This is a genomic window from Flavobacterium sp. WG21 (assembly GCF_000335775.1).
GTDB classification, from domain to species: domain Bacteria; phylum Bacteroidota; class Bacteroidia; order Flavobacteriales; family Flavobacteriaceae; genus Flavobacterium; species Flavobacterium tructae.
Map to the genome: position 1 here is coordinate 1 of NZ_AMYW01000001.1, position 21410 is coordinate 21410.

19 protein-coding genes and 3 tRNA genes are annotated in these 21410 nt (G+C 35.2%); 14 read left to right on the top strand and 8 right to left on the bottom strand.

Annotated elements, in window-relative coordinates:
- Positions 1-32 precede the first annotated feature (32 nt).
- Positions 33-380, bottom strand: a complete 348-nt coding sequence (locus C245_RS0100005; RefSeq protein ID WP_026109770.1) for a DUF6249 domain-containing protein — start codon at positions 378-380, stop codon at positions 33-35.
- A 283-nt stretch (positions 381-663) separates the two neighbouring features.
- On the opposite strand from C245_RS0100005, the gene C245_RS0100015 reads away from it, so the two are divergent.
- The 5 genes from C245_RS0100015 (at position 664) to C245_RS0100040 (ending at position 5828) form a co-directional block, all read left to right on the top strand.
- A complete protein-coding gene (locus tag C245_RS0100015; protein ID WP_017494533.1) occupies positions 664-1230 on the top strand; it encodes an RNA polymerase sigma factor in 567 nt (188 codons plus the stop codon).
- Between the two features lie 4 nt (positions 1231-1234).
- Complete coding sequence (locus C245_RS0100020) at positions 1235-1630, top strand: hypothetical protein (RefSeq protein WP_017494534.1); 396 nt, start codon at positions 1235-1237, stop codon at positions 1628-1630.
- Between the two features lie 240 nt (positions 1631-1870).
- Entirely contained in the window at positions 1871-2794 is a 924-nt protein-coding gene (locus tag C245_RS0100025; protein WP_017494535.1) for a PfkB family carbohydrate kinase, read from the top strand.
- An 82-nt stretch (positions 2795-2876) separates the two neighbouring features.
- The gene (locus C245_RS0100030) at positions 2877-4775 is read left to right on the top strand and encodes an amidophosphoribosyltransferase (RefSeq protein WP_017494536.1); all 1899 of its coding nucleotides are present in this window, start codon (positions 2877-2879) and stop codon (positions 4773-4775) included.
- A 708-nt stretch (positions 4776-5483) separates the two neighbouring features.
- A complete protein-coding gene (locus tag C245_RS0100040; RefSeq protein ID WP_017494538.1) occupies positions 5484-5828 on the top strand; it encodes a hypothetical protein in 345 nt (114 codons plus the stop codon).
- 91 nt (positions 5829-5919) lie between these two features.
- On the opposite strand, the gene C245_RS0100045 is transcribed toward C245_RS0100040, so the two are convergent.
- From C245_RS0100045 to C245_RS0100060, 4 genes are all read right to left on the bottom strand, one after another.
- On the bottom strand, positions 5920-6528 hold the full coding sequence (locus C245_RS0100045; RefSeq protein ID WP_017494539.1) for a superoxide dismutase: 609 nt from the start codon (positions 6526-6528) through the stop codon (positions 5920-5922).
- A 138-nt stretch (positions 6529-6666) separates the two neighbouring features.
- Positions 6667-7293: an aminoacyl-tRNA hydrolase gene (pth, locus tag C245_RS0100050; RefSeq protein ID WP_017494540.1), complete on the bottom strand. Its 627-nt coding sequence runs from the start codon at positions 7291-7293 to the stop codon at positions 6667-6669.
- Between the two features lie 543 nt (positions 7294-7836).
- Entirely contained in the window at positions 7837-8448 is a 612-nt protein-coding gene (locus C245_RS0100055) for a 50S ribosomal protein L25/general stress protein Ctc (protein ID WP_017494541.1), read from the bottom strand.
- Positions 8449-8561: 113 nt separating this feature from the next.
- Positions 8562-9503, bottom strand: coding sequence for a ribose-phosphate pyrophosphokinase (locus C245_RS0100060; RefSeq protein ID WP_017494542.1), 942 nt, complete (start codon positions 9501-9503; stop codon positions 8562-8564).
- A 228-nt stretch (positions 9504-9731) separates the two neighbouring features.
- Here C245_RS0100060 and C245_RS0100065 point away from each other — a divergent pair.
- Positions 9732-9811 (top strand) — tRNA-Leu (locus C245_RS0100065).
- Positions 9812-10077: 266 nt separating this feature from the next.
- Entirely contained in the window at positions 10078-10506 is a 429-nt protein-coding gene (locus C245_RS0100070) for an SRPBCC domain-containing protein (RefSeq protein WP_017494543.1), read from the top strand.
- A 75-nt stretch (positions 10507-10581) separates the two neighbouring features.
- On the opposite strand, the gene C245_RS0100075 is transcribed toward C245_RS0100070, so the two are convergent.
- The 3 genes from C245_RS0100075 to rseP all read right to left on the bottom strand — a co-directional run bounded on the left by C245_RS0100075 (position 10582) and on the right by rseP (position 12192).
- Positions 10582-10655: transfer RNA gene (locus C245_RS0100075), tRNA-Asn, on the bottom strand.
- 36 nt (positions 10656-10691) lie between these two features.
- Positions 10692-10765 (bottom strand) — tRNA-Asn (locus C245_RS0100080).
- Positions 10766-10851: 86 nt separating this feature from the next.
- Entirely contained in the window at positions 10852-12192 is a 1341-nt protein-coding gene (gene rseP, locus C245_RS0100085) for an RIP metalloprotease RseP (RefSeq protein ID WP_017494544.1), read from the bottom strand.
- A 741-nt stretch (positions 12193-12933) separates the two neighbouring features.
- On the opposite strand from rseP, the gene C245_RS24325 reads away from it, so the two are divergent.
- The 7 genes from C245_RS24325 to C245_RS0100130 all read left to right on the top strand — a co-directional run bounded on the left by C245_RS24325 (position 12934) and on the right by C245_RS0100130 (position 21409).
- The gene (locus tag C245_RS24325) at positions 12934-13095 is read left to right on the top strand and encodes a hypothetical protein (protein ID WP_017494546.1); all 162 of its coding nucleotides are present in this window, start codon (positions 12934-12936) and stop codon (positions 13093-13095) included.
- Between the two features lie 19 nt (positions 13096-13114).
- On the top strand, positions 13115-13273 hold the full coding sequence (locus C245_RS23845; protein ID WP_017494547.1) for a bacteriocin: 159 nt from the start codon (positions 13115-13117) through the stop codon (positions 13271-13273).
- Between the two features lie 406 nt (positions 13274-13679).
- Complete coding sequence (locus C245_RS24755; protein ID WP_157495751.1) at positions 13680-14135, top strand: CPBP family intramembrane glutamic endopeptidase; 456 nt, start codon at positions 13680-13682, stop codon at positions 14133-14135.
- A gap of 474 nt (positions 14136-14609) precedes the next feature.
- Entirely contained in the window at positions 14610-15680 is a 1071-nt protein-coding gene (locus tag C245_RS0100115) for an NADH:flavin oxidoreductase/NADH oxidase (RefSeq protein WP_017494550.1), read from the top strand.
- 129 nt (positions 15681-15809) lie between these two features.
- Positions 15810-16853, top strand: coding sequence for a Gfo/Idh/MocA family oxidoreductase (locus C245_RS0100120; RefSeq protein WP_017494551.1), 1044 nt, complete (start codon positions 15810-15812; stop codon positions 16851-16853).
- 262 nt (positions 16854-17115) lie between these two features.
- Positions 17116-18333 (top strand): MFS transporter, encoded by a 1218-nt coding sequence (locus C245_RS0100125; RefSeq protein WP_081603498.1) that lies wholly within the window; start codon positions 17116-17118, stop codon positions 18331-18333.
- Positions 18334-18571: 238 nt separating this feature from the next.
- Positions 18572-21409, top strand: coding sequence for a carboxypeptidase-like regulatory domain-containing protein (locus tag C245_RS0100130; RefSeq protein ID WP_026109771.1), 2838 nt, complete (start codon positions 18572-18574; stop codon positions 21407-21409).
- The last annotated feature ends 1 nt before the right edge of the window (position 21410 follow it).

A 21410-nucleotide genomic window follows, 5' to 3' on the forward strand; every position in this document is an offset into this window, starting at 1 on the left:
TTTTTTGTTGTTAAAAGTATTACGTACTGTTTTTACTCTTTGTCTAAGTCTTTCGCTTTGCTGAATCCGGCAAGTAAACCAACTCCTGCCATAATAAAAATAATAGACGGGTATACTGCTGAATCTTCCAGTGAAGTGTAGGTTGTAATCAGTAAAGCAACGAAAATCCCGACACCGCTTCCTATTAATAAGAAGGCCAGGTTTAAAACAAGCACCTTCCAGGTTGGAACGCCTTTTCCACTTCCTTTTAAAAAGATACTGGCATCAACGCCTTTTTCTATAAGCGCCAAGCGCTCTCTGTTTCTGGTGGAATAAATAAGATAAATGATCCCGAAGATCATTAGAAACAGGCTTATTGGTACTAAAATTTCTGGTCCCATATTTTTTATTGTTTAATTGATTGATACTCCATAGGACGACAACTTTAAAATTTAGGTTACAACTTTAGGTGAAAAAAATCAAAAAATAAATTCCAAATTCCCAAACATGCTGATTATGAGTTAATTTTGAATATTGAAACTTTGACAAAGCGCTAATGTATTCTATAATCAGATTGTAGAACTTGAAACTTGAAACTTGAAACATGAAACTTGGAATTTATTTTTTGAGATTTATTTTAAAATTCTTGTAACCTGCAACAACAAACGGTCGTCCTATATAATTATGAGTACAATACCGGATCAACATTATATCGATAAAATTCTGCAGGGTGAGACCAATGCGTTTGCCGTGTTAGTGGATCGCTATAAGAATATGATCTTTACTCTGGCGCTTCAAATGGTCAAGAACAGAGAAGAGGCTGAAGAAGTTTCGCAGGACTCTTTTATTAAAATTTATAATTCGCTGAGTAAATTTAAAGGAGATTCGAAATTTTCGACCTGGGTTTATAAAGTAGCTTATAATACGTGCCTGGATCGTTTGAAGAAAAATAAAAAAGAAGATCTGAATATTTCAATAGATGAATTTTCGGCACATTTAATTAAGACCATGGACAATGCTTTGAGTGCTTTAGAAGATAAAGAGCGAAAGCAAACGATTCAGAACTGTTTGAATTTGCTGCCGGCAGAAGAGAATTTTTTATTGACTTTATTTTATTTCGAAGATCAGAGTTTAGAAGAAATTGGAAAAGTTATGGGAATTAGAGCCAATAATGTTAAGGTGAAATTATTCAGAAGCCGACAAAAATTAGCTGTGATATTGAAAAAGAAATTAGAACCCGAAATAGTGTAATGTGATGAAAGAGAGCGATAAAAATATAGAAAATCTTATTGATAAAATGATGAGCGAAACCACTTTAGATTCGCCTTCAATTGATTTTACCTCAAAAGTAATGGCTCAGATTAAAGTAGCTGAAAAGAGTGTAACCAAAGTGTATAAACCGCTGATTTCTAAATCGACCTGGTTTGTGATAGGCTTAGGTTTGATTGCTTTGATGGTTTACGCAGTATTCTTTGGTGGAACCAACAATAACCTGGAAATTGGAAAATCATATACGGATAAGATTTCGATGCTGTTTTCAGGAATACATTTATCTAAAAATGTTTTATATGCGATTTTAGTGGTTCCTTTTATGGTTTTGATTCAGGTTGGGGTTTTGAAAAATTATTTTGATAAAAAATATCAGGTATAAAACTGGCCTTAGTGTTGTAAATCAGTAAAAGGCTCTAAAGTATTTCGTAAAAATAAATCTTGTATTTTAAATCTGTAAAACATATTTTGACTTCCTAAAATATTATGGTGTAAGTATTTCATTTACAATTGTTTTGTGTTGAAAAACACTCCTGTTTATTTATGAAAATTTTGAGAACCTAAACCGTTGCAATATTGTAACTTATGAAGTATCTTTGCACCCTAATTCGAAATTCATAAAATGAATAAATTATTGATTGTTGGAACGGTTGCTTTCGACGCGATTGAAACTCCTTTCGGAAAAACAGATAAAATATTAGGTGGTGCTGCGACTTACATTGGTTTATCAGCATCTTTTTTCAACCTGCAATCGGCTATTGTTTCTGTAGTTGGAGACGATTTCCCTCAAGAACATTTGGATTTACTAACTTCGAAAAATATTGATATCTCCGGTATCGAAATTGTAAAAGGCGGTAAAACATTTTTCTGGAGCGGTTTGTACCACAACGATCTAAATTCCAGAGATACTTTAGTAACAGAACTTAATGTTTTGGCTGATTTCCAACCAAAAGTTCCTCAAAACTATAAAGATGCCGATGTGGTGATGTTAGGAAACTTACACCCATTAGTACAAAGCAGTGTTTTGGATCAGTTAGAGAAAAAACCAAAATTAGTAGTTTTAGATACTATGAACTTCTGGATGGACTGTGCTTTACCTGAATTGTTAGACGTTATCAAACGTGTTGACGTAATCACGATCAACGATGAAGAGGCAAGACAGCTTTCGGGAGAATATTCTTTAGTAAAAGCTGCTGCCAAGATTCAGGAATTGGGACCAAAATATGTGGTGATCAAAAAAGGAGAGCACGGTGCGCTTTTATTCCACAACAGAGAAGTATTCTTTGCTCCGGCATTACCATTAGAAGATGTTTTTGATCCAACAGGAGCGGGAGACACTTTCGCAGGTGGTTTCTCAGGATTCATTGCGCAAAGTGAAAACATTTCATTTGGCAATATGAAAAATGCAATAATCTACGGTTCAAATTTAGCATCATTCTGTGTAGAGAAATTTGGAACAGAAAGGATGGAGAGTTTAAGTAAAGCTGAAGTAGCGATTCGATTACAACAGTTTAAGTCGTTAACTCAGTTTGACATAGAAATATAATGCCCAAAAGCCTCGAATAATAACGGGGCTTTTTTATTACGTTTATACACACAACTTACAACAACACAAAATACACAACACAATGAGCGACGCTTTAAAACACGAATGTGGTATAGCTTTGGTTAGACTTCTTAAACCGCTTGAATATTACAAAGAAAAATACGGAACCGCTTTTTACGGGATACAGAAAATGTACCTGATGATGGAAAAGCAGCACAACCGTGGACAAGACGGAGCCGGTTTTGCAAGCATTAAATTAGATGTGGCTCCCGGTGAACGTTATATCAGCAGAGTTCGTTCCAATCATTCACAGCCCATTCAGGATGTTTTCAAGCAAATCAATGAGCGTATTAATGAAGAGATGAGTTCTCATCCGGAATATGCAGACGATGTTGCCAAACAGAAAGCAAATATACCTTATATAGGAGAGTTGTTTCTGGGGCATGTTCGCTACGGAACTTTTGGAAAAAATAGTATTGAAAGTGTGCATCCATTCCTGCGTCAAAGCAACTGGATGCACCGTAATTTAATTTTGGCAGGGAACTTTAACATGACTAATGTTAAAGAGCTTTTCGAAAATTTAGTAGAACTGGGTCAACATCCGAAAGAAATGGCTGACACGGTTACTGTAATGGAGAAAATCGGACACTTCTTAGACAAAGAAGTAATGCAGCTTTATCAGGATTGCAAACTCGAAGGATATTCTAAAAGAGAGGCTTCTCCGGTAATTGCAGACCGATTGGATATTGCGAAAATTTTAGCCCGTTCTGCTAAAAACTTAGACGGAGGATATGCAATGGCCGGATTATTGGGTCATGGTGATGCTTTTGTTTTTAGAGATCCTGCAGGAATTCGTCCGGCATATTACTATCAGGATGATGAAGTGGTAGTGGTGGCTTCTGAAAGACCGGTTATTCAAACCGTATTTAATGTGCCTTTTGAAAGTGTACAGGAAATCGAACCGGGAAATGCTTTGATCATTAAGAAAAACGGAAAAGTTTCTATGAATCAAATCTTAGAGCCAACTGTTAAAAAAGCATGTTCATTCGAAAGAATCTATTTCTCAAGAGGAAGTGACGCTGAAATTTATCAGGAACGTAAAAATTTAGGAAAATTAATTTTACCTGCTGTTTTGGAATCAATTGACAGTGATACCGATAATACGGTGTTTTCTTATATTCCAAATACAGCTGAAACCTCTTTTTATGGTTTGGTTGAAGCGGCTCAGGATTTTTTAAATCAAAGAAAAAACAATTATATTTTAGCTAACAGAAATACACTTAATGCTGAGACTTTACAGGAATTACTGGCTGTAAAGATTCGTACAGAGAAAGTAGCGATTAAAGATGCTAAACTAAGAACCTTTATTACAGAAGACAGTAGTCGTGATGATTTAGTTGCTCACGTGTATGATGTTACGTATGGAGTAATTAAGCCAACGGACAATCTGGTTATTATTGACGATAGTATTGTTCGTGGTACTACTTTAAAGATGAGTATCATAAAGATGATGGATCGTTTGAAACCTAAACGTATCGTAATCGTTTCATCGGCACCACAAATTCGTTATCCTGACTGTTACGGAATCGATATGGCGAAACTGGAAGGCCTTGTAGCTTTTAGAGCGGCTCTGGCTTTGTTGAAAGAAAGAAACTTGTATCATATTGTTGACGAGGTTTATGCGAAGTGTAAAGCTCAGGAGAATTATGTAGATACGGATGTTGTAAACTACGTTACGGCAATTTACGATCAGTTTACTCCTGAAGAGATTTCAGATAAAATAGCCGAAATGTTAAGCTCGCCTGAAATTAATGCCGAAGTAAAAATTATTTTCCAAAAAGTAGAAGATTTGCATATTGCTTGTCCGAAAAATTTAGGAGATTGGTACTTTACAGGGGATTATCCAACTCCAGGAGGGAACCGTGTGGTTAACAGAGCTTTCATGAATTTTTACGAAGGAAAAGACGCGAGAGCGTATTAATAAAATACTAACAAAAGGTTAAATTGTGCAGTTCATCGATTTTTTTTGCCGTTCGTCTTATTTGTTTGGTGAAATTGGAAAGCTGCAATACTTTTGAAATACCATAACATTAGTAGGTTAAGTTTATGGTAGATTTGGGGCAAAAAGGGTGGAAGTAATTCCACCTTTTTTATTGGAATAAACTCAAGTATTTCTAAAGTAAGATATTACATTCACTTTATCGGATATATTTGCCATTCGTCTAGAAAGTTTTTTTCATTCGAATAGCTGCCATACCTTTACAGAACCATAACATTAGTAGGTTAAGTTTATGGTAGATTTGGGGCAAAAAAGGTGGAAGTGATTCCGCCTTTTTTATTTTCTTTTTTTTAGAGCAAAGAGTATAGAGCATAGAACAAAGAGAATAGAGTAAAGACGAAATATAACGACAAAAAAGACGACTGCCAAATGGCACTCGTCTTTTTTTTCTATAATCTTTGTTCTATTTTCTTCTGTATTAAGAAGAATTGGCTTTTAACGACAAGAAAGTTGGATTCTAAATAGTAATATGACTCTGAATTAAGTCAAACAATACGATGGGTTAATTTTCACACATTTCTCTTTTTTGTAATTTTTTTATTACCCTTTCTTGCGGTATATTAGGACTCAATTAAAAGTATAGTGCTTCTTGTGTAAAGAATAGGGAAGAATAGATTAACTCGAAAAAAAATGAATCAGGAACTTAAGGAGTCTTTTGAAGCAGATAATGGAAATTCAAGGGGTGTAATTCTAAAAGCAAAAAGCGGAGTCAGACATTTACTTGTCCGGATTGTAATTCTGGCTATTATTGCGGGAGGACCACTCGTGCTATTGTCGCTTCCTGATTTGAGTAATAGAAGTGAGTTTGAATTTCTGTTGCTTAGTATATTTGCTCCGATAGTATGGTTTGCCTATATGTTTGCTGAAACCATAGCTTTGCAAATGAAGAAAGAGGAAGAATTACGTAATATTAATTTGATATTATTTTTTATGGCACTGCTGATCTACATGCTGGTTATATCCAGTATTATGTAAATGGAAGTGTTCAACGGAAAATTAAACGATAAAAAAAGACGAATAACCGTTAGGCCATTCGTCTTTTTTCTATAATCTTTACTCTATTTTCTTATTTCTCTAAAGCAAATCTTCTTGCAACTTCAGTCCAGTTGATTACGTTGAAGAAAGCTTCAATATAATCAGGTCTTCTGTTTTGGTAGTTTAGGTAGTAAGCGTGCTCCCAAACATCCATTCCTAAGATTGGAGTTCCATCACAACCTACTTCTGGCATTAATGGATTGTCTTGATTTGGAGTTCCGCAAACGTCTAATTTTCCACCTTTTTGTACGCATAACCAAGCCCATCCTGAACCAAATTGTGTAGCACCGGCTTTAGCAAATTTTGCTTTAAATTCTTCAAAAGTTCCAAAAGAAGCTTCGATAGCAGCAAGTAAATCACCTGTTGGTAATCCACCACCATTTGGAGACATTACAGTCCAGAATAAATTGTGGTTGTAAAAACCTCCACCATTGTTACGAACTGCTGCATTTGATTTATCTAGATTGATTAAGATGTTTTCGATAGTTTTACCTTCTAAATCTGTTCCGGCGATTGCTGCATTAAGATTTGTTGTGTAAGCATTATGATGTTTTGAATGGTGAATTTCCATTGTACGGGCATCAATATGTGGTTCTAATGCATCATATGCATAAGGTAATTGAGGTAATTCAAAAGCCATGATATTATGATTTTATGATTTATAATTATTTATTCCAAATTTAGACATTTAACTTTGGAATTGGAAATACTATTTCGTTATTATTCCATTTAATTAATTGATAATTCGTTTTTCGGAATGCTAACGGATTGTAAATCTTTATTTTCCGTTGAAAGTAGTCATCGTGTTTTCTAAGCCGGCGGTACCAAAAGATTTAATGATTTCTGAAGCGACTTCTAAACGTTCGGGCAATTTTGCTTTTTCTTCTTCATCCCAATCTCCTAAAACATAATCGACCTGTTGCCCTTTTTTGAATTGATCGCTGATCCCAAATCTAAAGCGGGTATATTGTTGGGTATTTAAAACTAAATTGATGTTTTTAAGTCCGTTGTGTCCTCCGTCGCTGCCTTTTGGTTTGATTCGGATAGTTCCAAAAGAGAGGTTTAGATCGTCTGTAATTACCAGGATATTCTCTAATGGAATGTTTTCTTTGTCCATCCAGTACTTTACGGCTTTACCGCTCAGGTTCATGTACGTATTTGGTTTGAGCAGAAAAAAAGTTCTTCCTTTAAATTTATATTCGGCCAAAGCGCCCAGTTTTACGGTTTCGAATGAAAGACTTTCTTTTTTAGCTAAAAAATCAAGTATTTTAAAACCGATGTTGTGTCGTGTATTTACGTATTCGGCACCAATATTGCCTAATCCAACGATTAAATATTTTTTCATATAATCAGTGTTCTCTTCTTTTTGGGTTGATGAAAACAGTTTTGTTATCCATTTTATCATGATACAAAAATAGGGTTAATTAGAGAATGTGCCAATTTGTTAATTAGATAATTTGCGTTTAACGGCAAAGAATGGCACGCTGATGACGCGGATTTGAATGGATTTACGCGGATTATTTTTTATCATTTTTATCATACTGAAAAGATTGTTTAAAAACCTTTGCGCCTTTGTATCTCTGAATCTTTACGCCTCTAGTCTGATGAAAAACGAAACTTCCGGCTAGCCCTGACAGAAGCGGTATCCTTTTTAGCCGCTTTTTTTTTGCGGATAAAAAGATATAGCGGATGGCAGGAGTGTCGCGTTTTATGAAAATGGAATTTTCTGCTTCTAAGAAAAAAACAGATAATTAGAGAATTAGCTTTAAAGGGCTTCGACTTCGCTCAGCCGGACACATTTAATATTTGTCTAGCGTGTCGGGCTGAGCAGAGTCGAAGCCATCTTGTAGTAAAAAAAACTTAGAATCTCAGCACCTGAGCATCTCAGCACCTCAAAAAAAAAGCACCAACCTTTCGATTGATGCTTTGTATTTTGAATTGAAAAAAATTATTTTTTCTTTCCTTTTGCAGGAGCTTTTGCAGCTTTTGCAGCCTCTTGAGCAGCTTTCATAGCAGCACGAGAGATTCTTACCTGACAAACTACTGTGTTGTCTGGGTGCATAACTTTGTACTCTGGTTTTCCAACTTTAGTAACATATAATTTGTTACCCATTTCAAGTGGAGTAATGTCAGCTTCAACAAAATCAGGAAGATTTTTAGGTAAAGCTTTAACTTTTAATTTACGTTGGTTTAAACGTAAAACACCACCTGCAAGAACACCTTTAGATGTACCAACGATTTTCACAGGAACTTCCATTGTGATTTCTTTATCATCAAATAATTGGAAGAAGTCAATGTGTAAAATTTTGTCAGAAACAGGGTGAACCTGAATGTCTTGTAAAACTGCTGTAAATGATTTTCCTTTTCCAAGCTCAATCACAACTGTGTGTGCGTTTGGAGTGTAAACCAAGTTTTTGAACGCTGCAGCGTCTGCTGAGAAGTGTACTGCTTGATTTCCTCCGTATAACACGCAAGGAACCGCTCCAGCATTACGTAAGGCTTTAGTTGACACTTTGCCCACGCTTTCTCTTTCTGATCCTTTAATTGTAATCGATTTCATTGTAAAAAAATATAGTTATTAATAAATATTCTATGTTGCTATAAGCTTTAAGCTTTTTATAAAGTAACTATTGGGGTGCTTACGGCTTATTGCTTAAAGCTTACGTCCAAAATTTACATTATAAATTTTCCACTGATGGAATTGTTGTGGTGCACCATGTGCATAACTTCGGCAAAAAGAGGTGCACAACTCACGACTCTTATTTTCTTTGATTCTCTTTTTAAAGGAATAGAATCGGTAACGATTAATTCGCTTAATTTAGAGTTTTCAATTTTTTCATAGGCCTCACCTGATAAAATGGCGTGTGTACAAATGGCTCTAACGCTTAATGCTCCTTTTTCGATCATTAAATCTGCGGCTTTAGCTAATGTTCCACCTGTATCGATCATGTCGTCTACTAATATTACGTTACGGCCTTTTACTTCACCAATTAGTTCCATAGTGTCGATAACGTTGGCTGCTTTTCTTTGTTTGTAACAGATTACTACATCTGATTCTAAAAACTTAGAGTAAGCATATGCTCTTTTTGAACCTCCCATATCCGGAGATGCAATAGTTAGATTGTCTAACTTTAAACTTTCTACGTATGGTAAAAAGATTGTAGATGCAAATAAATGATCTACCGGTTTTTCGAAAAACCCCTGAATTTGATCTGCGTGCAAATCCATTGTCATTACTCTTGTCGCTCCGGCAGCATCTAATAAATTAGCTACTAATTTTGCTCCAATCGGAACTCTTGGTTTATCTTTTCTGTCTTGTCTTGCCCAACCAAAATAAGGCATGACAGCTGTAATGTGTCTTGCTGATGCACGTTTCGCTGCATCAATCATGAGTAACAATTCCATCAAATTATCAGCAGATGGGAAAGTTGAACACACGATAAAAACACGTAATCCTCTTATTGATTCTTCGTACGATGGTTGGAATTCTCCATCACTATACTTCGACATCGTTACTTTTCCTAACGGAATTCCGTACTGTTCTGCAATTTTTTCTGCAAGATAGACACTTTGTGAACAAGCAAAAATTTTAGCTTCTGGTTCTAGGTGCGACATTTAATTTGTTGTTTTGTAGTTAGTTGTGTGTGCTTCGTTTTAACGAGGTGCAAATTTAGAAAATTTATTGGACACTGAAAGGAAAAAATTAAGTATTTTTATTAGAATTTTTAATTTTATTTTTTACATTTGCACCGTGTTAAAGGAATAAGCACAGTTATGACATCATAATGAACTTATTCTATTGCGTTGAAATAATCAAATTTTGATTGTTTTTTCGTCTGCTAAGCCCGGATGGCGGAATTGGTAGACGCGCTGGTCTCAAACACCTGTGGGAAACCGTGCCGGTTCGACTCCGGCTCCGGGTACTTAAAGCCTCTTCTGTTTAGAAGGGGCTTTTTTTGTGCTTCATAAATTTTTGAATTTGATCTTTGATTTGAATATTGCCCGCGGTTTTAACTGTGGGTTTTTTTTGTTGTGTTTGTGTGGGTTTGCGGCCTATTGATGTTGTGAAGGGTGTATTCTTTGGTGAAGAGGTGAATTAAAATTCTTGGAATTTTGAGATAACGGCTTGTGTTGAAGTAGTGTAAAACTTGTTAACTTTGAGTATGTGAATAATAATCTAGTTGTGAAAATGGAAAAAATAGAGCATATCAATTATATTAAAGCGCCTATTGCGGAAGTTTATAGGGTGTTGACGACACAGGAAGGTTTGGCTGCTGTCTGGACAGAGGAATTGGTTGTTAAGCCGGAAGTGGGTTTTGTCAATGAGTTTGGTTTCGGAGATGAGGATGTGACAAAAATGAAGGTGGTTGAATTGATTGAAAATAAAAGAGTGTTGTGGGAATGTGTAGATTCGGACCCGGAGTGGATTGGAACGGGTATTTCGTTTGATCTAACGGAGAAGGATGGGATAACGGCGGTTGTTTTGAAGCATTTTGGCTGGCGTGAGCTAACGGAATTCTATCAATGGTGCAATTACAACTGGGCGATGTTTCTTTTGAGTCTTAAAGGTTATTGTGAAGACGGTGAGGGTATGCCTTATCAAAAGCGAAAGTTTTAGATTGTGATCCTGGTATTGTGTGAAATATAAAGAATAAAAAAAAACCACTTACGTTTGTAAGTGGTTTTTAGTAAGCTCCCCCTCTTGGGCTCGAACCAAGGACCCTCTGATTAACAGTCAGATGCTCTAACCAACTGAGCTAAGGAGGAATCACCTTAAAGGTAAATATGTTTGCTAAAAAGTTGCTCCCCCTCTTGGGCTCGAACCAAGGACCCTCTGATTAACAGTCAGATGCTCTAACCAACTGAGCTAAGGAGGAAGTTGCTGTTCTTTTTAGCGAGTGCAAATATAAGACGTTTTTTAGTTTCTCAAAAATATTTTAGCACTTTTTATTGATTTTTTTTTCTATTTCACAATTGCCTTATAAATGTCGTTCCCGTTAGCAAATAAAAGCAGTGCTATAAGTAAAACGAAACCAACCATTTGGGCGTTTTCTAGGAATTTATCACTCGGTTTTCTGCCGCTAATTATTTCGTATAATAAAAACATTACATGACCGCCATCAAGAGCAGGAATTGGCAATAAATTCATTACTCCAAGCATAATTGATAATAAAGCAGTGATCGACCAGAAGGTTTCCCAGCTCCAGCTGCTTGGAAAAATGTTGAAAATAGCTGCAAAACCACCCACTTGTTTGTAAGCTTTCGTCTCAGGATTGAAAATCATTTTAAGTTGTTTTCCGTAACCTACCAACTGATCTTTACCTTTTGTAAGTCCAACCGGAATTGATTCTAAGAAAGTATAGCTTTTTTTGCTTACCTTATAGTATCCTAATTTTTCTAAGGATTCGATATTTAAACCTCCAACGCCAACACCAAGTTTTCCGGCTGTAGAAATTTTAACTGTAATTGGTACTTTCTTTAAATCACGTAAAACAACAGCAGGAATAGTTTTGCCTTTGTTGCTTTCTAAAATTGTTTTTACCTGATCATAGTATCTTGCGTCCTGACCGTTAAGGCTAACAATTAAATCTTTTGGTTTTAAAGCTGTATTTCCGGATTCTTCCGTAACACTTGCCACTGCAAAAGGGATTCTCATGTCTACAAGATGTGCTTTTTCCTGTTTCGACAATTGATCGACAAAGTCAGTTGGCATTTTTATGGTTTGTTGCTGTCCGTTTCTTTCGATTAAGATTTCTTTGGCCATGATAATTTTCATGTTGATATCATTATCGAAATTTTCGATTTTTTGTCCGTCAACAGCCAGAAATTTATCTCCGGTTTTAAAACCTGTTTTTAGCATTACAGGATTTTCAACCAAAACACCATCTTTCAAATCCGCATTGGCTACATAAATATCACCGTAAGCAAATGCCATTCCAATGTAAATAATAAAGGCCAGAATAAAGTTTACCGTAACACCACCCAACATAATAATTAAACGTTGCCACGCCGGTTTCGAACGAAATTCCCAAGGTTGTGGAGGAAGAGCCATTTGGTCCTTGTCCATACTTTCATCGATCATTCCGGAGATTTTTACATAACCTCCAAGAGGTAACCAACCAATTCCGTATTCAGTTTCGCCAATCTTCTTTTTTAAAAGGGAATATTTAACATCAAAAAATAAGTAGAATTTTTCGACTCTTGTTTTAAATAATTTTGCGGGAATAAAATGCCCTAATTCGTGAAGAATAATAAGTAAAGATAAACTCAATAGAAATTGAGAGAGTTTGATAACTATATCCATTTTGTATTTTTAGTTCGTATTTAACGCACAAAAGTAACGTTTCTATTTTAATTTGATAGTGCAATATAATACATAAGGTTTTAAATGTTTGTTAATACTTCATTCTTATTTTTCTGAAACAGAACTAAAGTCTTCTTCATAAAAATGAAAGAGATAATGTTTTTTTCTCTTGCCTCGTGATAGAAAGATACTTGGGTGTGAAATAAGTCTTATTATGATAGTCTTATGGCTTATTGAGGCAATTTGTTGTAAAAATACTTTGTAATTTTCCTACTTTTTGATGTCGTTACTTTCTTATGAAGAAGAAAGAACAGGTGTTTAATGATTTTATGTTTCACTTAATTTTATTGCAGCCGATGAGTTTTATAGAGAAAATAGAGCGAATGAAAAGGATTCATCAGTTAATCTGTGAGGAGAAAACAGGCTCGCCGGCTGCTTTTGCAAAAAAAAATGCTTTTAAGCAGAAGCCAGCTTTACAATGAATTGGAAATAATTAAAGGATTTGATGCGCCATTAAAATATTGTAAAAAAAGAGAGAGCTTTTACTATGAAACTTCCTTTGAGCTAATAGTGCATTATTCGCTCAGTATAATTAAAGACGAAGAAAGGAAAGAAATTTTCGGAGGTTAAGAGTTCCGTCCAATGTTATTAGATGGAAGTATTGTAAGTTTGTTCTTATGAATCAATTCTCGAGAAAATGATTTTATTGAAAAGATTAATGAACGGTTTAAATTTAAAATTATGAATTTAGAAAATTTGAATTTAGTGGAGCTTAGTGCTCAGGAAGTACAAGAAGTTGATGGAGGTTATTGGTGGCTTTTGGCTGAAGTTGCATATGAATTAATGTATTCGCAGGATGATGTCAAAAAAGGCTATAAAGCAGCTAAAGAACTTTTTGAATAAAAATTTAAAACTTAAAAAAATGGAAAATTTAACACAATTAACTACAGAGGAAATGAATCATATTGAGGGAGGTTCAATTATCGGATTCGTGCTTGGATTTACAGGATATTTATTAGAAAGAGCAGCTGATAGTATTGCTGCACATCCAGTAAGAGGTGGTCATCATTATGAAATTTAGTTTAAATTATTAGAATTGTAGCAAAAGCATTATCCTTTTAGTAACATTACAAAAGGGATAATGCTATTTTTATTAAATATGAAAAAAATAATAAACTTCTATATTCGTGCTTTTTTAATTATATCTTTTATATCGATACCTTTTTTATTTATTGCTTTTGAAGATTTTAGAATAAATAGTTTTAGTTATAAAATGTGGATTGCTACATTTTGCTCACAATTAATTTACATTGTATACCTGTTTCGAAAACAAAAATGGTATCAAAATTTTAAAAGTAATTTTTTAGTAAAAAACTAATTATTGGTTAGTTGTACTTACATGTTTGATATCATTTATAGTATATTTTTTTCTGATTATATTTAAAAGGATTAAAGTAGAAAGTACTGTAAATTGGGATATTGAAATTATGGGCTATTTTATCTTAATATTTCTTTCGGCATTATTAGAGGAGATTCTATTCAGATATATTCCGTATAAGATTCTGATAAAAGAAATTTCAATTAAGAATATAGTATTAGTTTCGGTGTTTTTTAGTTTCTTTCATTTATTTAATCCTAACATCAATATTATAGGTTTGATTAATATTGTGGTGGCGGGAGTTTTTTTTAGTTTAATATACTTAAAGAGTAACTCAATTTTTTTATGTGGCTTTATCCATGCTTTTTGGAATTTCTCGATTGGTTGTTTGTTAGGGAGTAATATAAGTGGTTTAAAGGTAACGAGCGTTTTACAATATTATCCTGAAAGGCCTTATTTTTTAAGTGGAGGCGATTTTGGGTTTGAAGGATCAATTATAACGACCATTGTTTTTTCAATTTCCAGTCTTTTCTTATACCGATTAAAGACAAACGAGATCTTCTGAAATAAATGAAAGAAAGTTTTTTATAGTGAGTAAAATAACTTTGTCTCTTTATCAAAATTATTAGGGTGTGATTTGAAAACAAAAACAGTTAAAATAGTATTCATTGTGATGTTTGCAGCTGCAGTTGTCCATTTAATTAAATCTACTATTGAACCAAGATTTAGATATTCATATTTGTGAGGACATATTTAAAAATAAAAGAAGAATGTACTTCGGTTTTGATCCAATAAACACGCTGAAAAATCTTGTTGTTAAAACATACTGGTTATGAAAAAAGGAACGATCCTGGAATCTGAAAATCGTTTTGAATTGTTGCATCTGGAATATTATGCTCTCTGGAACAAGCGAAACTTGTTTTAAATGTTTGTTAATTAATAAACATTTGAATTTTTACTTTTAAGCAGATACCGTAACTTTACTTTTTAGAGTACCGTCATAGCCAACAGGCGGTTTAAAACAATTAAAAGTTACAATATGACCTCATTATTATTTGCTCCCTTAACCATAAAAAAGATTACTTTAAAAAATAGAATTGTTATTTCGCCTATGTGCCAATATTCAGCCATAGACGGATTTGCAAACGATTGGCACTTGGTTCATCTGGGCAGTCGTGCCAGTGGCGGAGTGGGTTTAATTATTCAGGAAGCTACCGCAGTTTCTCCTGAGGCAAGAATTTCTCCTTCTGATTTAGGTTTGTGGAAAGACGAACATATTGAAAAATTAAAAACAATTAACGAATTTATTCTTTCTCAAAATGCTGTACCCGGAATTCAATTGGCACATGCCGGACGAAAAGCAAGTGTTTCGATTCCATGGGAGGGCAATAAAAAATTAGATATTGGACAAGGTGGGTGGCAGACTGTTTCGGCAAGTACGATCCCGTATCATGATGATGAGCCTTTTCTTCCGGAAGCTTTAGATAAAAATGGAATTCAAAAAGTAATTTCAGATTTTAAAGCAGCAACAAAAAGAGCGGTTAAAGCCGGTTTTCAGGTCATGGAAATTCATGGAGCGCACGGATATTTGCTGCACCAGTTTTTGTCACCTTTAACGAATGTCAGAGATGATGAATATGGTGGAAGTTTCGAAAACAGAATCCGTCTGACTTTAGAAATTGTTGAAGCTGTACAATCCGAATGGCCGTCTGATTTGCCTTTATTGGTTCGAATTTCAGCTACAGATTGGGCAGAAGGAGGATGGAATCCAGAGGAATCCGTACAACTTTCGATACTCTTAAAAGAAAAAGGTGTTGATTTAATTGATACCTCGTCAGGCGGATTAGTTTCGCATCAGCAGATTCCTTTGCAGCCCAATTATCAGGTTCCTTTCGCAGCCAAAATAAAAAAAGAAGCTTCTATTTTAACAGGGGCTGTCGGTTTAATTACAGAAGCTAAGCAAGCAGAAGAAATTTTGGAGAGTGGTCAGGCCGATGTGATCTTGTTTGCCAGAGAATCGCTCAGAAATCCGAATTTACCTTTAGATTTTGCTAAAGAATTAAACGACAATATTCAGTGGCCAAAACAATACGAAAGAGCGAAACTTTAATATTTTTATTTGCCACGAATTCACGAATTTAATTTATGAATTACTTCGTCCGTTCGCTATTGCTCGGGTCGTGGCAGAAATAAAATCCTTTTTAATCATAATAATCTGTGGCAAAAAACTAAACATGAAATGCAAAAAATAAAAACAGCACTATTATCATATGGAATGTCAGGGAAGGTGTTTCATGCTCCATTTTTAAATATACACCCAGGGTTTGAATTATTGGGCTCCTGGGAAAGAAGCAAAAAACTCATTCAGCAGGATTATCCGGCTGTAAAAAGTTATGCCTCGATCGAAGACTTGTTGGTGGATGATGTCGATTTGGTGATTGTAAACACACCCGTGGGAACGCATTATGAATATGCGAAACAAGTGCTTTTGAGCGGAAAACATGCCGTAGTTGAAAAAGCGTTTACCACAACAGTAGCCGAAGCTCAGGAATTGGCTGCAATTGCAAAAGAAAAAGGACTGAAATTAGCCGTTTTTCAAAACAGAAGATGGGACAGTGATTTTAAAACGGTTCAAAAAGTAATCTATGATGGAGCTTTAGGAGATTTGATCGAAGCTGAATTTCATTTTGACAGATACAATCCGTTATTAAGCCCTAAAGCACATAAAGAAACTGTAAATGATGGTGCCGGAATCCTGAAAGATTTAGGTCCGCATTTAATTGATCAGGCCGTTTGTTTGTTCGGTTCTCCAAATGCAGTTTTTGGAGACATTCGGTTTACCAGAGCCGATACTTTGGTGGACGACTGGATCGATCTATTGCTGATCTATGAAAATTTCAGAGTCCGTTTAAAAGCCGGTTTTTTTGTGAGAGAAGCTAATCCTGCTTATGTGATTCACGGTAAAAAAGGATCATTTTTAAAACCTCGTGGAGATGTTCAGGAAGATGATTTAAAATTAGGTAAAAAGCCAAATCTGGAATCCTGGGGTACAGAATCAGAGGTTTTACAAGGCCTTTTACACACCGAAATTGAGGGAAAAGTAATCAGGGAAAAAATTCCAACGCTTCAGGGCAATTATTTTTCTTTCTTTGACGGTGTTTATGAGGCTATCGTAAAGAATGAAAAAGAACCGGTTACCGCACAGGAAGGAGTAAAAGTAATGCAGATTATCGAAGCAGCAATCGCAAGTCATACGCAGCAAAAAGTAATTCATTTGTCGTGAAGCTGCGCACAGATTTGACGGATAAAACAGATTGTCACGGATTTTTTAATTCTTGAAATCTGAAAAGAAGTATCATAGTCTATAAAATAAAACAATTAGAAGTAGTTAACGATAAAAAACTTTGCGCCTTTGCCTCTCAGAACCTTTGTCCCTCAAAAAAATTATAAACATACAACGTTGTAAATTGAGGAACAGTCAGGTTTTATAGGCCATAAAGCAGCTTTTTAGTACTTTTATAGTGTTAAATCCAAAACCCATTATTTTGATCGACTTCAATCCATTAGCATTATTCCAAACCAAAGGAAAAATTAAGAAAGCTTACAGAGAAGCTAAAATCTCTTATTTGAACCGAATTCGTTTGGCTGTTGGGATGTTTTATTTTGGAATGGGTTTAAGTTTTGCGACCTGGGCAAGCAGGATTCCGGACATTAAAACAGCATTGCATTTAACTGAGGGGGATCTAGGTTCTATTCTTTTTGCTTTGCCAATGGGACAATTACTAATTATGCCATTTTCAGGCAAGATGGTTACGAAATTTGGCAGTCATCGAATTTTGATTCTTTCCTTAATCATGTATGTTTTATGTTTGGCCAATTTAGGTTTGGCTACTACCGCCTTACAATTGTCATTAGGATTATTTCTGTTTGGATTGTTTGGAAATCTGGCCAATATCGCGGTCAATACACAAGGCGTTTATACCGAAGTTCTTTTTAGAAAAACAATCATGTCGTCTTTTCATGGCATGTGGAGTTTTGCCGGATTTACCGGGGCTTTAGTAGGGTTGGGAATGCTGGCTTTAAAACTAAGTCCTCTTCATCACTTCTTGATCGTGGCGGGAATCGTATTAATAATGATTGCCTTTAACTTTAAGTTTTTAATTAAAGCCAAAGAAAAAATCAAAGTTAAGAACGAGAAAAAGAAGCTATTTGTAAAACCGGACAGCGCTTTAATCTGGCTTGGAGTGATTGGATTTTGCAGTATGGCAAGCGAAGGTGTAATGTTCGACTGGAGCGGAGTATACTTTAAAGATATCGTAAAAGCACCCGGTCCGTTGGTGATTTTAGGATATACTTCCTTCATGATTATGATGGCAAGCGGACGTTTTCTGGGAGACGGTCTGATCAATAAATTTGGACGTGAACGTGTGATGCAAATTAGTGGTGTTATGATTTCTGCCGGACTTTTTACAGCTGTTTTTCTTCCTTATCTTATACCTTGTACCATTGCTTTTATGGCAGTTGGTTTAGGAGTTGCCACTATAGTTCCTACCGTTTATAGTATGGCAGGGAAAAACCCGACAGTTCCACCCGGAGAAGCTTTAACTATTGTTTCGAGTGTAAGTTTTTTGGGGTTCTTAATGGGACCACCGGTTATCGGACATATCGCTGAAACTTTTGGACTTCAGTTTTCATTCGCTTTTATTGGAATTTTCGGAGTTCTGATTGCTTTTATGGTTTCCAAAATCAGGATAGCCTCTTAGTTTGTACGCTAAAAAAGGCGAAGGATCGTTTTGATATTAATTTTTATTTAACAAGAAAATACTTTATTATTGTTTTTTGTTTATATTTGAATCCTGAAACTAAATAAGGAGTATTAGCTTATTATTTTTTATCTCTTCCAAAAACCAATTTTATCTTTTGATGTAAGAGATTGGATGTTTTTGTTTTTAAAAACCTCCAATCCTAAAACTAAAATTATAAAAGTAAATTGGGGTTTTCATGATAAAAAAAGAAACGTTACTATTTGTTTTATTGCCTATTAGTCTTTTGTTTGCGCAAGAACAAACCACTTTTTCAGGAACTATAGTTGACTCAAAGACTCTAAATCCATTGGAAAATATTGTGGTAAACATTCAAAATTCTTCCATAACACAATTAACTGGTGCAAAGGGAAAGTTTGAATTACACTCTGCTATAAAAGGAGAACAATTATTATGGATACACAGTCAGGGCTATAAAGATCTTCTTTTAAAAATACAATCGAACCCGGGGCAAAAGGTTGAACTGGGGATTTTACCGTTAGAAGATAATTTTTCAGAGGAGACACCGGCAGCACTCATCACCTTATTAGACAGCGATTTTTTGGATGATAATAGTTCTTCTGAAATGACTTCGGGTCTTTTGCAATCTTCAAGAGATGCTTTTATGCAGGCTTCAGCTTTCAATTGGGGACAGGCCCGATTTAGAGTTCGGGGTCTGGACAGCGAAAATGGGACGATGATGCTTAACGGTATGGTCATGAATAAAATTTACGACGGAAGACCACAATGGGGTAATTGGGGAGGTTTGAACAATGTGTTGCGAAATCAGGAATTTTCAGTCGGAGCAGCCGCTTCAAGTTATACTTTTGGAGGAGTTTTAGGAACCCAGCAAATAAATACACGTGCTTCATTGTACAGAAAAAGTAGTCAGCTTTCTTTTTCCGGGAGCAATACAGCCTACAATTGGCGGGCTATCGCTACTTATGCTTCCGGAATGAATGCTTCCGGTTGGGCTTATGTACTTTCAGCAGGAAAACGCTGGTCGGATGAAGGTTATTTTGACGGAACAAATTTTAAAGCAGAATCTTTTTTTATTAGTGTAGAAAAGAAACTGAATGACAACCATTCATTGAACTTTACAGGGTTTTATACGCCCAATTCAAGAGGGAAAAATTCGGCAAATACAGATGAAGTTGCCCAACTAACCAATGAGAAATACAATTCTTATTGGGGATTTCAAAACGGGAAAAAGAGAAATGCGCGAGTAAAAAGAGTCGAAGAACCGGTATTGATGTTAAATCATTATTACAAAATAAATGAGAAAACAAATCTGAATTCCAGTCTAATGTATCAATTTGGTCAGGTAGGAAACAGTACTATTGACTATCAAAACGCAGCCAGTCCAGATCCGGTGTATTATCAAAAAATGCCCAGTTATTATACCTCAATCTACGAAAAAGACAAAGGGGAGTTTTCGGGAGATTTTACCCCCGATTTTATAAGTGCCGAAAAAGCAAAAGCAAATTTTCTCGAAGACCGCCAAATCAATTGGGATGAATTATATCGTGCCAATCAGAAACCAATTTTAAATGCTGATGGAACAATTAGCGGATTTGAACCCGCACAAAGTCATTATGTTTTATACGAAGACCGAACAGATGATAAGACCCTAGCCGCAAATTCAAATCTGAATATACAATTAACAGAGAATACTGCTTTTGACGGAGGAATTACTTTTAGAAATTTAAAGTCACATCAGTTTCAATATCTTTTAGATTTGTTGGGAGGGCAATATTTTGAAGACATTGATGCGTTTTACCAAGGTGATCAAGGACAGTCTGATTTACAAAATCCAAATCGTCAGGTAAAAGAAGGAGATACTTATGGTTACAATTATAATCTTTTTGCAACCACAATTGGTGCTTTCACACAGTTTAAATTCAGTTATAATAAAACAGATTTTTATTTAGGACAGTCTTATTCTGTTTCCAATTACCAGAGAGAAGGTTTGTATCAAAATGGGATTTATCCGACATCATCACTTGGAAAAAGTAACAAAGTGAATTTTGAAAATTTTGGTTTTAAAGGAGGTCTGACTTATAAAATTTCAGGAAAACAATGGTTGTTTTTTAACGGAATGCATCTTAGCAGAGCACCATCCTTGCGAAACACGTTTTTAAATTCCAGATTGAATAATTCAATAGTTGACGGAATTGAAAATGAAAGTATAAGTAGTGCCGAAGGAAATTATGTTTTTCGTTCTCCGAATTTTAAAATTCGTTCTACAATTTATTATTTATTGATTAAAAATACGACCCGAACTTCCTTTTTCTTTGCTGAAGGAATTTTTGATCAGGGCGCAGCTTACAACAATACGGATGCATTTGTTAGTCAGACTTTAACACATCTGGACAAGAAAAATATTGGTATGGAGTTTAGTCTTGAATGGCAAATTTCATCAACTTTAAAAGTGACTTCATCTGCGGCATACGGTAATTATGTCTATAGCAGTAATCCTAATGTATCTATAACTAACGATGCAAATGTGGCAGAAGGCGGTACCCAGACCACTTTTGATTTTGGAAAATCCTATCTTAAAAACTACAAACAGCCCGGTATGCCCCAACAAGCTTATTCGATTGGATTAGAATACAGAGATCCTAAATTTTGGTGGCTGGGAGCGAATATTAATTATTTGTCTGAAGCTTATATTGACGTTTCGCCAGTTGCACGAACCAATCGGTTTTATGTAAACGCTGTGAATGGTCACCTCTTTCCGGAAGCGACAGAAGAACGGACAGCTGCTTTACTGAAACAGGAAAGATTTAATCCGGTTTCATTATTAAATATTACAGGAGGAAAGTCCTGGCATATCGCTCACAAATATATTGGGCTTTTCTGGAGTGTTAATAATGTTCTGAATGTGGTGTTCAAAACAGGTGGTTTTGAACAAGCCCGTAATGCTAATTTCAGAGCTCTCAATCAGGATGTTTCCAGCGGAACTCCCTCATTTGGTTCTAAATATTATTATGGATATGGAAGAACATATTTTGTGAACCTTACAATGAGTTTGTAAA